General features: G+C 45.8%; 8 protein-coding genes and 1 pseudogene. 4 read left to right on the top strand and 5 right to left on the bottom strand.

Annotation, left to right across the window (positions count from 1 at the left end):
• Positions 1 to 247: 247 nt before the first annotated feature.
• Together I1H34_RS17085 and I1H34_RS17080 are read right to left on the bottom strand one after the other, a co-directional pair.
• A complete protein-coding gene (locus I1H34_RS17085; RefSeq protein ID WP_212662217.1) occupies positions 248 to 898 on the bottom strand; it encodes a MarC family protein in 651 nt (216 codons plus the stop codon).
• Positions 899 to 1,178: 280 nt separating this feature from the next.
• Entirely contained in the window at positions 1,179 to 2,336 is a 1,158-nt protein-coding gene (locus tag I1H34_RS17080) for an ATP-grasp domain-containing protein (RefSeq protein WP_212662216.1), read from the bottom strand.
• 768 nt (positions 2,337 to 3,104) lie between these two features.
• On the opposite strand from I1H34_RS17080, the gene I1H34_RS17075 reads away from it, so the two are divergent.
• Positions 3,105 to 4,199, top strand: coding sequence for an ATP-grasp domain-containing protein (locus tag I1H34_RS17075; protein WP_212662215.1), 1,095 nt, complete (start codon positions 3,105 to 3,107; stop codon positions 4,197 to 4,199).
• A gap of 162 nt (positions 4,200 to 4,361) precedes the next feature.
• The gene (locus I1H34_RS17070; protein ID WP_212662214.1) at positions 4,362 to 5,297 is read left to right on the top strand and encodes an isoaspartyl peptidase/L-asparaginase family protein; all 936 of its coding nucleotides are present in this window, start codon (positions 4,362 to 4,364) and stop codon (positions 5,295 to 5,297) included.
• On the opposite strand, the gene I1H34_RS17065 is transcribed toward I1H34_RS17070, so the two are convergent.
• Positions 5,294 to 8,188, bottom strand: coding sequence for a beta strand repeat-containing protein (locus I1H34_RS17065; protein ID WP_212662213.1), 2,895 nt, complete (start codon positions 8,186 to 8,188; stop codon positions 5,294 to 5,296). The two genes, I1H34_RS17070 and I1H34_RS17065, sit on opposite strands and share 4 nt — an antisense overlap.
• Positions 8,189 to 8,746: 558 nt before the next feature.
• On the bottom strand, positions 8,747 to 9,667 hold the full coding sequence (locus I1H34_RS17060) for a class I SAM-dependent methyltransferase (protein WP_212662212.1): 921 nt from the start codon (positions 9,665 to 9,667) through the stop codon (positions 8,747 to 8,749).
• Positions 9,668 to 9,882: 215 nt separating this feature from the next.
• On the opposite strand from I1H34_RS17060, the gene argJ reads away from it, so the two are divergent.
• Positions 9,883 to 11,097, top strand: a complete 1,215-nt coding sequence (argJ, locus tag I1H34_RS17055) for a bifunctional glutamate N-acetyltransferase/amino-acid acetyltransferase ArgJ (RefSeq protein ID WP_212662211.1) — start codon at positions 9,883 to 9,885, stop codon at positions 11,095 to 11,097.
• A 29-nt stretch (positions 11,098 to 11,126) separates the two neighbouring features.
• Here argJ and tnpC read toward each other — a convergent pair.
• Positions 11,127 to 12,551 (bottom strand): annotated as a pseudogene (tnpC, locus tag I1H34_RS17050) (IS66 family transposase).
• 301 nt (positions 12,552 to 12,852) lie between these two features.
• Here tnpC and I1H34_RS17045 point away from each other — a divergent pair.
• Complete coding sequence (locus I1H34_RS17045) at positions 12,853 to 13,929, top strand: radical SAM/SPASM domain-containing protein (RefSeq protein ID WP_212662210.1); 1,077 nt, start codon at positions 12,853 to 12,855, stop codon at positions 13,927 to 13,929.
• The last annotated feature ends 63 nt before the right edge of the window (positions 13,930 to 13,992 follow it).

Here is a 13,992-nt window from a genome sequence, read left to right as displayed (position 1 = left end):
GTTGTTCTTGGCTGGATCGTCCTGCTCTTTGAATCATATATAAGCCTAGAGGGCTGCAAGAATTGACACAATGGTGGCTACTGACCCAGAGTGTCTTAGGTCTCGTCATCCCCTAGTGTTGCCTAATCACTAGCAAACTCTAACAATCAGCTAAAAATTTTTGAACTTTGCAAATCAAATAGCAATGCTCAATGCGTTAATGCAGGCGAAATGGGAAGTTTTATAGATGAATGCTCACTCTTTCTATTTAGCCCAGTCCAGGGAGGAGTTCTTTGACGCCATCGGCAATGAACTCTATAGAAATAGCGGTGATGATTAATCCCATCACTCGACTAATCACGTTCATGCCTGTTTTACCCATTACAGTATCCATCAGCGGAGCAACGAGTAAGCCCACCAAGGCGATTACAGATACACTCAGAATCACCAAGCCAATCAGAATCGTATGTTCTATGGATTCTTGGGTGTGAGCATAAACAATCACAGTGCTAATAGCACCAGGACCGCCGAGTAGGGGAATGGCAATGGGGACGACAGCAACAGGGGCATCCGGTAATGTCGGTGGTTCATTTGGGTCTACCGTGCCTGTCTCTGTGAGCTGACGCGACTCAATGGTTTCAGCCCGCAACATGGATAATGCGGTTAACAGGATTAATAAGCCGCCTGCGACTCGGAAGGACGGTAGGCTAATACTAAAAAAGCTCAGAATAGCTTCCCCTGCAACGAGGGCAACTAACAGAATAATGTTTAAAGCCATAAAAGATTGAAAGGCAATGAGCCGCCTCTGGCTTGAGCCTTGCCCCTCTGTCAGGCTTAGAAAAATAGGAATAACGCCTATAGGATTAACGATTGATGCGAGACCCGCCACTAATTTTAGATATTCTGGCAAGTCAAACACAATATGGATGATCCTCGTTAACGGTTCTGTGGATTAGGTAGACCTATGGTGCGAGGTGCGATCGCAACTTGATTCTCTCCTAGGATCAATGACTTAAACACAGTCCATAGACTCCATCCTTCCGGTTGTCAGCAGTATCAGTCTACAGGCTTTGTTGAGGAAGAAGCCTGAGTAATGTATCGCTAACTTTGCTTATCTTCTCACAGTCGCCCTGAAATCTCTGCAAAGCTCTCATATCCATGGGTACTATGCAAAAGAAATTTTGATGAGTTAAGAAGTCCTAAATTCGGGCGGGTTCCCGATCAGTAAGGGCTTGTCTAGAGATGGATAACTGCTTTGGATCAACCAGGCGTTGTTGCAGATGCTGTTTTAACTCAACTTGTTGTTGGGTTGTACCTGCTAGTAAAACACTGACTTTGCCAACCAGAACGGTTCCCCAGTTGATCACAATAACCCCGGTTCCCGTCTGAGGATTGAACTCTAACCCTTGCAAATCAATGTCTGCTAAAGAGTGATGGTGAGTCTCAAGGGTTTCGCTACTCCATTGGGAAATGTTTAATTTTTCGGCAATCAAAGTCGGATAGGAAGACCCATTAAATCGGGGATTGCATTCGATGGCTAAATATTCTACGGTTTGGCCCGTCTGGACCACTGCTGCATCAAAAGCAAATAACCCTTTCATGCCTTGCTGGGCTAGCCATTCTGACATTGGATCGAACAGTGACCAAGGTTGATGGAGGGTGGGATAGCGGTTACCACCATGCACACAGCCGTTCAAAATTTGTTCGGTGGCTAATAGGTGCCTGACCCCATGGTCAGTGATTTGATACTGCAGGTTGATAAAGGTTGATGTGGCAACTTCTGTTTGCACTTGGTAGGGAATCTGATTACCCAATTCCAGTAGGGTGGCTGCCAGTTGTCTAGGGTCAGTACAGCGCACAATACCAAAGCCACTGTCAGAGACGGATGGTTTGAAATAGCAAGGATAGGCCAACTCATCCAGAGATTGCATCCCATCAGAGCTATGAAAACAAGCTGTGGGGGGAACTGCCATGTTTAGCATCTGAGCCAGGTGCATGAAATTGTTTTTGGAGTTGATGAATTCAACCACCTTGAACCAGGAGGCATCCATTGCTCGATAAAGCTGAGCATGGGCACTGTTTGTATGGACTGCGTCACCAAATAAATAGACAGAGGGCTCATAGTCTTCACAGATTTGTAAATGCTCTAGAGATAGATTCCAAACCACGTTCTGAGAATGACTTAAGCCAATCTGCAGATAATGATCACAGATCGCCTGCCATTCAGATTTTAGAGCTGGATGGATTTGGACGATATCGCCTGGCTCAGACAGTCCGAGCACTCTACCTGAATAAAGATGAGTGCCTCCAACGGCTTCATGGGTACTGGTCTGAATGTCGTGATTAAATATTTTCATTATCTATAAAAAGCGGGTAGGCCTTATAAATGACAATTCAAATCGGTTTTTCTTATGAAAGATATTAGGTGACTAGAAAAATAAGATTTTTTATAAAGACTCTTTACGTAGAGTAGTCTAATTTGTTGGCTTATTGACAATCCTTTTTTGAAAGTTATGTATTAATTAATCTTGGTAAATCACTTGTAAATTTATTGATCAATAGAAAACAATGCATAAATCATTTACTCATGCACAAATAGCATAATTATCCAGAAAAATGATTATCTCTGCTCATGATAAGGAAAGAATCTAATTTCTCTTTCTTACAAGAGAAAAGGTAATAGATATCTTCATAATCCTTTGCTAGAAAGGAATGATAGGCATTGACTGAATCCAATAAAACATAGATTAAAAATATTCAAAAGCTTTAAGACAATTAATCTTCCTTGCTTCATTTAGAGATCATTAAATTTGAAAAAATGAAATAAATAATGTTTGTGCTATTGTTTGTTAAATCTAAAAACCATCTTCTTGTCTTGCATATAATCGCTTCATAAGTACCGATGCAAACTCCAATGCGTTTTTCGCATATTTTTTGTTTTTATGAATCATCAAAATAGGTTGTTGATCTAATTGTTCGTTACCTCTTTAGCTTGTTTAGTGCTGATACGAGCAATGTTCTATTTACGCTTCATAAGTCCTACAAATTTAAGGAATTTTGGATTGTCGCATTGATTGTGCGATCGCACCCCAATCCCAACGGAACACAACAGAGGAACTAACTGTATGAAAATTTTCAATCATGACATTATGAACTGCACCCATGAGCAAGTGCAGGGCAACTATCTGTATTCCGGGCGTGTGCTAGGACTGACGGAACCCGATGATGTCATTCAGCTCCACCCCGAGCTGAAATCAGAATGGCAGGCGATCACGGAGCACTATCGCCGAATGGGTCTTCCTCATACTCATCAGGTGGTTTGGGACATTTCTCTGAGTCGCATTGCTGAGAATCCCGAACTAGAGCGGTCCGTTTTCTACTTTGGTGATGCGGTCAATCAGGAAAGTTCCTATGCTGAACAATGTCGACAGCTCGACCAAAACTGGTATGGCGTAGTTGATTACGTGAATTCCAAGAACAACTTTATGGACTTGGCCCATACCTTGGGAGTGACTGTACCCCAAACCCTGTGTTTTGATGACAAGTCAGCCATCGATTTAGACGCTGATATTCCTTATCCTTGTTATCTCAAACCCTCTATTTCGGTCGACGGTGTGGGGATTGTTCGGTGTGAAGATGAGCCTCAACTGGTATCGGCATTACAAGGACTACCAGACTATATGCCTTTCCAGATCCAGGAAGAGGTGAGAGCCACGAGTTTTTTGAATTTGCAGTACCAAGTGACATCTGAAGGGGTAAAGCCTTTGGCTGCCTCAGAGCAAATTTTAGATGGCTGTGCCCACAGTGGTAACCGCTATCCGACGATTCATCAACCTTGGGACGTGGTTGACCCCATGGCCCAATGGATGGGACAGCAGGGAATGAAAGATATTTTTGCCTTTGATGTTGCGGTAGCGGAAAGGGAAGAAGGGCCATGCTATTTGGCCATTGAATGCAATCCACGGTTCAATGGAGCCTCCTATCCGACGGGAATCGCTCATAAACTCAATATCTCTAGCTGGACCAGCCAAACCTTTGTTACCTCTGCCCGCTCATTACATCAGCTAGATTTGACCGATATTGAATACGACTCCCAGTCCCAGCAAGGCATCGTCATTGTGAATTGGGGCAGTATCTTGATTGGCAAACTGGTTATTTTGCTAGCGGGAACACCAGAACAGCAAAATCATTTGAGAGAACAGTTGAAGCAACGTCTTTGATTGCCCCTATATAAATCTGGTCTAGACTAACCATTTGTTGCGAGAATAGGGTTCAAGCTTGGCAACAGATTCTGTCTATGGATCCCATGAGGTTGCTCCCCTCATGGCGCTCTCGTCTATGGAATCAAGTGATTACCTTTTAGTCCCCCGTTCTCCCCCATCATGTCTACCCAATACTCCTTAATGATTCATGGGGGCGCAGGTGCCCTTCAACATATTCAAGCAGAAGGAAACGAAGAAGAATTTGCCCAAAGTATCTCTGGCATCTTGGAACAGGGACGCCAAAAGCTGAAGCAGGGCGCTTCCGCCCTAGATGTGGTCGAGCATTGCGTCAGCTTGCTAGAAGATGATCCGCTGTATAACGCTGGACGTGGCTCTGTCCTCAATGAGTATGGCGAAGTGGAGATGGATGCGGCCATCATGAATGGCCAAGATCTGGCTGCAGGAGCGATTACGGGCATCAAAAATATCAAAAACCCCATTTCTCTAGCCCGCCTTGTGCTCAATAAAAGTGAACATGTGATGTTGGTGGGCCATGGGGCAATGGAATTTGCGGAATTATGGGGAGTGGAATGCCTACCCGATGACTATTTTGTGATCGAGTCCCGAGTCAAACAGTTCCAAGAGGCTAAAAAGGCGGGCAAGATGGTGCTTGATCATGAAGATATTGAACAAGAACCACAACGCAAGTTTGGCACAGTCGGAGCTACGGCCTTTGACCTAGAGGGGAATCTGGCGGCAGCCACTTCAACAGGTGGGATTGTTAATAAACGCTGGGGGCGAGTGGGAGACTCGCCGATTATTGGTGCGGGTGTATTTGCAGACAATGATACCTGTGCAGTTTCGGCAACGGGGTATGGAGAGCAGTTTATGCGGACTGTACTGGCTAAAACGATTTCAGACTATATTTTCTTTCAATCCCTGGATGCTTCTCAATCCGCTCAGGCTGGGATGGAGTATTTGGTGTCCAAGGTCAAAGGCTTAGGGGGCGTGATCGTTGTCGATGCTCAGGGTCGATGCGGTGCAGGCCATTCTACCTCTGGCATGATTTATGGCTGGATTGAGCATGGGGGCGAGTCCCACTTTCAATTAACCTAGCTACAGTTTGCTTCATTGGGGGGATGGGGTTGTGCCGTGGCGGCAGTTAAATGAATACGGCCTTGAGAATCTTGAGTCCATCCTTTGGCCTCAATGAGCTGAGGTTGGGGTTTAACGGCTGTCGGCTTATTTTGATGATTGCCAACAGCACTAACACGGATCTGCTGATGGGGTCTGAGATCTTGCCATACTGTATGGGGTGTTAAGTATCGACTGGGACCCGAGGGTAGTCCTCCTCGACCAACATGGCTAAAAGAACTGCCTCCTAAGGTTTGTCCAGGTCGGCACCCTTGAGCGATGTCCTCTGGTGGTTGGACGACAGCTGGTAGCTCAATTAGGCTTTGACTGGGATCAACTTCAGGGCTATTGATGTCAACAACACCACTAATCCCTTGTTGGGAGCTGGCCGTAATATCGCTAAAGGGAGTGACTGTTTCTCGGGAGGCAAAGCCGAAAATACCTTCAGTATTGATGGTGATGTTACCGCCATTGCCATCAAAGGCATTGGCGATAATATCACTATTCTCCAATGGAGAGGCAATCAGGAACTGGGTACGGATATTAAGGTTGCCACCATTGCCAAGACCTTTGGATTCTGTCGAAATCAGGCTCTTGTTTCGCAATTGCAAGCTGCCCTTAACGGTGAGGTCTATGTTACCTCCCTCACCTGATGCAGTTTCCGCAATAATAGCGCCTTGATTATTTAATAAAACGGCATCAGCTTGGATGCTCAACTCTCCAGCATTACCGCTACCAATATGCTGCACACCAATACGCCCCCCATCAGAGAGGGTAATGTGCCTCGATTTGATCGTGACTTCTCCGGTATTGCCTGTGGGCTGAGGGGGAAGAAAGAAAACGTTGCGGGTAGCCTCATTCAGAACCAAGGTATTCGACGCAATTTGGGCTGGAAGACCATTAGAGGCTCTACCACTCACCAACACAGATGCTGAGGCATTGATCAATAATCGACCTGCGTTACCACTGGCCAATGTGCCAGTATTGACCTGCCCACCTTCTAAGACCATCAACTGCTGAGTGTTGATGGTGGTATTGCCAGCATTACCCGGCCCTAATGTAAACGTACCTAAGATACTAGGCGAAGGATTAAATGGACTGGTATTGATACCGATGACGTTGACTTTAGCAGCATCAATTGTGAGATTGCCACCGTTTCCCTCTCCAATATTGGGTGGTGGTGGACCGGAGTTAATGGTAGAGGAAAATACAGCAGAGGATAAGCTGCCTCCATCTTCAACTGTGAGGTTTTGAGTGAAGATGGCAACATCGCCGCCTCTACCCGTTCCATTGGTGATGCTTCCTAAAAAGCTAATAAAGTCAGGGGCTAACTGAGATGCCCCAGTAATAGTGATTGCTTGATCCGCTTTAACGGTTACATTGCCGACGTTGCCAGCACCTGGGGTAAACCCTTGATTACCAAAAGAAATTTTGATGCCCCTCGTACTGATTTGTGCACCATTCACTAGATGCAGTCGTTGAGTTGAAACGTTGACACCCCCTGCATCACCGAAGCCAAAAGTAATAGTAGAGATATTACTCGCAGAATCGATCGAAAACGGATTCACCTCTTTTGCAAAGATGAACTGAGAGGCATTGACTGTAATATCGCCCCCTTTACCAAAGGTAAAGGGGCCCACAACAGTTGTAATTCTGCCGCCATCAAGAAGGGTTAATGTGCCTGTATTAATATCGATTCGGCCCCCTTCGCCCTGGCCGAAGTTTTCGCTGGAAATACGAGTATTTAGATTATTGCCGAACTCTCGTCTTGTATTGACGGTGGGTGATGCTGCCCCACTCAAGAACAGACGGTTGGCATTGACCTGAATATTTCCTGCGATGCCATTCCCTATACTGAGGGTCTGAATCCGTCCCCCATCACGGATGGATAGGTTGGGAGCTTCTATACCAATGTGCCCACCTTTACCCTTTGCACCCCTTTCCACAACAGTTGCAATCCAGGAACTGTGGGGAAAGAAGCTATCTACTTCGCCGCCAATATCCAGGGATTGGCTTGCATAAACATTGATATCCGCTCCTGGCTGATCGCTCAAGGTTTGGGCTCGAATTTCGGATTGGTTGAGACGAATTTGGCGGCCTTGGACTTGGATTCCACCTAGAGGATTGCTGACCGTATTGGGGGTTAATATTGCTGATTCTGCCAGCAACTGAATATCACTAAATGTCTGAACTTGGTTGTAACCCAGATGCCATCCAATCGTAGAGGGAGAAAGGGTAACCGTTCCTTTGCTGACACTACCAATTTCAATCCGTCCAGATTTTGCGATCGCAGTACCGTTTTCAAACCGAACATCACGACCCACCAAGGCGAGAGTTTGGCTGGATGGAACGGTTAGTCTGCCCTGAACCACAATCTTTCCTGATTGCGTTCCATTGAATTGGAGACCCGTCGGTTGAGAAATAGTTAAGAGGGGTGGAGGCTGTGGTTTAGCTGTACTGAATAGACTACCGTCTTGGAATCGGACTCCTACTGCAGTGCTAGCAAGAAAAGAGCCGCCAATATCTAGGCTGGAATTGGGGCCAAAGATGATGCCATGGGGATTGAGGAAAAGTAAATTGGCGTTGCTATTTACTTGTATGACGCCATCAATATTGGATATGGATTTTCCAGTAATTCGACCAATGATGGTGTCGATGGCAGGAGCTGAATTGAATACAGCTTTGTTTGTATTCTTTATCGAAAATGACTCAAAGCTATGAAACAGATTTTTTCCCGCAGTCGTTCCACCATCAATCACAATATTGTTGCCATTGATGGTGATTTGGGAATTAATCGGTAGCGTTTGGTCGGGAACGACCTGGGCATTGAGAGGGTAGGGATACAGCAAGCTTAGGGAAAGCGTTGCGCCCATTAGAGACAGGACTGTAGTAATGGGCAGGGATATCCCAGATTGATTCTCTTGCGGAAAAACTAAGTTGGACCTCAAGTCAGTTTCACAATTCAGATGGACACAGAGCTGCAATAAATACTTTTCAGGCCGGGATTATGACTTTATTCAGACTGCAATAAAAATTCAAAATCAAATAATTTTCTAGCTATGTGTATTTCAGAGATAGCGATACTAATATTTAGGGTGAAAAATATTGACTAATATGCAGTTAAATTAATCAAATAAGTTGTAAATGCCACTATTTATAGTCATTTAGCCATTTTCAATACATAGAATTAATGAAGAGAAGTTGCATACTCATAACTCTGGGATCAGATTGTAGTCAATGAATAAAAATAAATTACTTCCCGAGTATACAAAAATAGAATCTAGCTATTTTAGGGATTGAAGATCGTAATTATTAACTTATTTAGACCAAATCTGCTCTGCTGAGTTGTATTACATACCAAAGCCAGCTCTAACCTGTAAAATGCTGAAGCTATCGTACCTAATTGGGTCTTATGCAGTGGAGTTGAGTGATTACACTTGGGCAATAAGCGTGCGGTGACGAGGGCTATTACAGGTAAAAGAGGGCTGTTGGAAACCTGCTTCTACAAAAGCCTGTTGAATATCAAACGTGAAGTAGTCATCTAAGTAAGGCTCGGTACTCTTGAGGAGTGTCAGCACATAGGGGGGCAATTTACGATGGACATCCGAGTTGGGGTTCATGTCCATGATGGCTAAATGTCCTTGGGGCCGCAGTAGACGGTGGGCTTCGGCAAAGATATTGCGGATGGCTGTGCGGGGTAACTCGTGGCATACCAGGCAAATGGAGACCAAATCAAAACTATTGTCCGGTAAGTGAGTCTCTTCCGCAGCTCGGTGAATCCATTGCAGGGAGTCGTTGGCGGGGGTATTGTGATTTGCGATCGCCAAAAAATACGGGGACAGATCCAACCCCGTTAGTCGAGCCTCAGGATAAGTCTCTTGCAGAGCCAAGGTACTCAAGCCAACACTGCACCCCATATCCAAAATATCTTTAGGGGCAGTGGAAATTTGCTCTTGCATCACCTGATGATAGCTCTGACGCAAGCGACCATCCCCCTTGGCACCCGACTCAGGCCAGATTCGGGCATGGGCTGCGTAGGAGGCTACTTCTACTTCGGTGGCCGCTTCCCAACTCAGGTTCCCTGATTCGTAAGCATGGAAGGAAACCACGTAATAGTCTGGATAGTTCAAATCGGGGGTTTGAATCGCCTGTCGCTCTGCTTCCCATACCTCTAAGCCCCGATCCATCAGGGAAGAGGCTCTCTTCCGCCAGGGCACCCCAATCGATTCTGCCCGCTCAATCATCATCTTTCGGGCTTGAAATTTAGCAAAGTTAGCTAGGGGTTTGATGGCTAAGAGACCGTTGACCACACGAGATGCGAGTCGAGGTGCTTGGGGGGAAGCAGCAGTCATTTTTAAAAACGGTTTGCTATAGAGATGAACAGAATTAGCCTCATTATGACAAACAACGACGCCAGAATTGAGTCAAAGAGTTTGGGGCCAACCCTTCTGACTTTGGCTGATATTAGCTTGAAACCCTATCTTGAAGACCTCTAGAATAGAGCGTTAAGCGTAGTCCATGGGCCTGCGCTTGCTGATGCAGTCCCCAGTGGGGGTAAGGAAAAGTAATGGCAGATTGGCAAACCATTTCAGGCGGAGTGACCGCTCCCCAGGGATACCGCGCAGCAGGCATGGCAGCAGGCTTAAAACCATCCGGCGCGAAAGATTTGGCTCTGATTGTGTCCGATGTCAAAGCCCATGCAGCTGGGGTATTTACCACGAACCGAGTCAAAGCCGCCTGTGTCACCTATAGCCAGGACCGGATCCAAACTGGCCCCACTGAAATTCAGGCTATTTTGTGTAATTCAGGTCAGGCGAATGCTGGAACTGGTCCCCAGGGAGATGCGGCAGCGCTTGCCAAGGCGAAGAGTGCAGCTCAAACCTTAGGACTCACCCCGGAAGCGGTTCTGATTGCCTCAACCGGGGTGATTGGTGAACAAGTTCCTGTGGATAAGGTGAAAGCAGCCATGCCCAAACTGGTGGAACAGCTTTCCGTCGAGGGGTCTGATCAGGCCGCCCAGGCGATTATGACCACTGATTTAGTACCCAAAACCATTGCTTTGGAAACTTACATTGGAGGCCAACCAGTTCGGGTGGGGGGTATTGCTAAAGGTTCGGGCATGATTCATCCCGATATGGCAACTCTGTTAGTATTTGTCACCTGTGATGCCCAGGTCGAGCCAGCACTCTGGCAGCAAATGATTGGGCGGGCTGCCGATCGCAGTTTTAATCAAGTCACGGTGGATGGGGATACCAGCACCAACGATATGCTGCTGGCCCTGGCGAATGGTCAATCTTCTGCTCCAGCCATACAGGGAGGTCTTGAAGCCGATCAAGTGGAAGCTCTGGTGACAGAAGTTTGTAAGCAGTTGGCGCAAAAAATCGCTCGGGATGGAGAAGGGGCAACCTGTCTGATTGAAGTCCAGGTCCAAGGCGCTGCCGACGAAGCAGGAGCCCAGAAGATTGCCAAAACCATTGCTGGGTCGATGTTAGTGAAGTCGGCGGTATTTGGTCGCGACCCTAATTGGGGTCGAATCGCGATGGCAGCCGGTCGGGCAGGGGTAGATTTCGATGCGACCCAGCTCCATATCCAGTTGGGGGATTTTGTCTTGATGCATCAGGGTACGCCCCAAGCATTTGATCGGGAGGCGGCCAGCCAATATCTTCATCAAGATCCTGTGATTATTCAGGTTAGCGTCGGTGATGGTAATGGGAAGGGTAAAGCTTGGGGCTGCGATTTGAGCTATGACTACGTCAAAATCAATGCTGAATATACGACTTAAAATCGCTCTGCATAATCAGAATTATTTTGTTACTGCCCAGGCTGAAGCATTGGTACCTCAGGAGTTCCAACAAAAATACTTCTAAGTGAATCAAGTACAGGGATATCTTGCTTTCTCAAAGTCGAAATATAACCGCGAATACGGCAGAACTGCTGGGCACCCGCCAAAGAGCGGAAGCAGCCTGAGATCTTCTGCTTCAATTTCATCATGCGAATATCCCGTTCAGCCTGATTGTTATCAAAGGGAACCTGGAAATCATACATAAAGGCCAGGACAGCAGATTGGTACTTCTCAAATCGGTCGAGAAGGTTTTTCGGTGTACTTTGTTTTTTCTTGCCTCGTTTCTTAGGTGCGTTTTCATCAACTGGCAGGATTGGATTACTCTTGAATCCATCGGCTAATACTTTTCGGTAACGCTGCTCAAACATCTCGATTTGTTCTGTGCTGAGAGCTTTTAAGCCTTCAGCATGAGCACTCTCTACCTGAGTTTTGATGTCCACCAACAACGTCATCATCTCTTCAGCCCAAGGTTGCTGATAGTGCTCAACGACAAAGCGTAACTCCCGCAAATGATGAGCATTGCAGAGACCATGAGGGCAATCATAGGTGGCGTAACTCTGCCAACCATCATGAATGCTGGTGCCCGTAAAGTTCGGCAGAATATCCATTTCGTCCATCGCTGCTTTTCCGCGTTTGGCATGAACAAAGTAGTAGGTCAACCCACTCGTACAGGCGACATGTAGCCACCATAGCTTGCTGTTCACCCGCAGGCCTGTCTCGTCAAAATGCCCTATTGCTGCTTGCTCAATACCGTCTTTGATCTGTACCTCAATCGGTTCTAATTTCTGAGCACAGGTTGTACGGGCATTGCAGAGGGTTCCTTCAGAAACCTGGCAGCCAAAAACTTCTTTCAACAGGTCACTCGTTCGTTCAAACGGCAACAGTTGAGCGTCCATCAATTACACCATCAAGCCTTTAAGGCTGCTGCCATACTGAACTACATTGGTGACATCTGCAGGGAATACACCCCGGCTCAAGGTTTGACAGTGCTCACAATATTTGACTTCTGCTTGATGCTCAATCACCTGTAATGACAAAGGGGGTAATTCATGAACCTGCCTAAGGTCATAGTTGTGGGCTGCTACTTCGGTTAAAGAGGCACCACATTCTTGACACTGAGTCACCGGATGTAACACCACGGCATCGACGGTATCACGCCATTCCAATGTGCGACCAGGATGCCCTTTTTGCCCGCCACTTTTGCGTTTACTCTTACCCCGTAGACTTTTTGTCCGCTTCCCAAAGCCATCGCCTGAGGGTGGTTTACTACTGTTACGACTATCCTTGTCAAGACGTTCTTCTAGTCGCTCTATCCGCTCGATAAGACGGGTGACTAGCTCAACAACCGCATCCTCACCTTGATGGTAGATTGCTCGAATATCAGATTCACTAATGTTCTGATCAGAGACTTTCTTGTTCAACGGAAGATCATGGATTGACTGCTGTTGTACTTAAAACATAGCGCCAGAGAGAGTGATAACTTCATTCTCAACATAATGATTTAAGCCTGGGCAGTAACTTTTATTTCTAAAAAAGAACAGCAGTAAAAATAATAATGAATTGGAGTATCTTGAATTTTTTACTCTGAATAGTTATTGTATGGTCTCTGGTAATAGTAAATCTGTAGATTTAGACTTAAGCTAAATGTGACTATAATTTGCTGTTATGCGAGTGGAAATATGAGGGAAAATTGGAGTGCAATTCAAGACGCTAGCGAGGTTAGGGGTTAAACATGCGAAAAATGCAATTGCTGAAGCAGCTTACTTGCAGACGAGCTTCGATTTTACCCAGCCCATAAGCTTTTCAGGATTAGTCAACGAGCGGTGTAATGTTAAATGCCGGTACTGTGAATACTGGCGTTTGAAAGAATATCAAGACGAATTATCGATTGAAGAGTGGCAAAATGCACTGTTAAGCATAAAGGCTTTTGTCGGTGAATTTTCAATTAATTTTAGTGGAGGCGAACCTTTTTTGAAGCCGGGTTTTATTGATCTACTTCAATTTTGCTCTCAACAAGGTATTCATAGTGGTGTTACAACAAATGGGTCTTGTTTATCAAGGGTAAATGTGCAAAAAATAGCCTCTGCACGACCATTTAATGTCAATATTTCAGTTGACGCTCCAAATTCAGAAGTTCATGATTACTTGCGAGGGACTCCTGGACTTTTTGACACCTTATCGCAAGGAATCACCTATCTGGCTGAAGAACGAATAAAGCAACAACAATCGTTCCCGATAGTGATCAAGACGACCATTACAGCAAAAAACTTTCGGTACTTACCTGCTGTTGTAGAATGGGCACAAGAAATAGGCGCAACTGCAGTTCACTTTCAACCTTTAAGTCGATCTACGGACGAAACGTTTGATGAACTCTGGATTGAAGAGAAAGATTGGGAAGAGTTAGCTCAGATTGGAGAGCAACTGATCACGCTTAAGCAACAGGGAGCGCCCATCATGAATAGTGAGCAATTGCTCACATTACTCCCCTCCTACTTTAGAGAAGAAGATCTGGGGAGACAGGTTGGCCCGAATCGAACAGGTCTGCGCACTTTTACCATCACCACCAATGGAGATATTTTTCTATCTATACATTGGCTTAGCATTGGTAATGTTAAGGATCAAGGGGCTCGTGATATTTGGTATGGTCCAAAAGCCCAAGACATCCGTCAAAAAAGTATTTCAACTTATGGCAAGTATTGGATGAATGCAACGGAAGCCCCCAAAACTCTTACGGATAAGTTGCGTATGGGTTGGCAATTGTTACAGACATAAAGTCTACTCTAATCCAAGTTTTTTCATTCAACGTCCATATTTTTTAGGCTAGTTTGCCCCAAC

The organism is Acaryochloris marina S15, assembly GCF_018336915.1.
Classification (GTDB): Bacteria; Cyanobacteriota; Cyanobacteriia; order Thermosynechococcales; family Thermosynechococcaceae; genus Acaryochloris; species Acaryochloris marina_A.
The sequence above is the reverse complement of the archived record's forward strand: the minus strand, read 5'-3'. Positions and strand labels throughout refer to the sequence as shown.

What these genes read in the sequence shown, in the direction of transcription:
- I1H34_RS17080 (WP_212662216.1), bottom strand. Translation starts at nt 2,336, where the DNA reads ATGAAAATATTTAATCACGACATTCAGACCAGTACCCATGAAGCCGTT.
- I1H34_RS17075 (WP_212662215.1), top strand. Translation starts at nt 3,105, where the DNA reads ATGAAAATTTTCAATCATGACATTATGAACTGCACCCATGAGCAAGTG.
- I1H34_RS17070 (WP_212662214.1), top strand. Translation starts at nt 4,362, where the DNA reads ATGTCTACCCAATACTCCTTAATGATTCATGGGGGCGCAGGTGCCCTT.
- I1H34_RS17065 (WP_212662213.1), bottom strand. Translation starts at nt 8,188, where the DNA reads ATGGGCGCAACGCTTTCCCTAAGCTTGCTGTATCCCTACCCTCTCAAT.
- I1H34_RS17060 (WP_212662212.1), bottom strand. Translation starts at nt 9,667, where the DNA reads ATGACTGCTGCTTCCCCCCAAGCACCTCGACTCGCATCTCGTGTGGTC.
- argJ (WP_212662211.1), top strand. Translation starts at nt 9,883, where the DNA reads ATGGCAGATTGGCAAACCATTTCAGGCGGAGTGACCGCTCCCCAGGGA.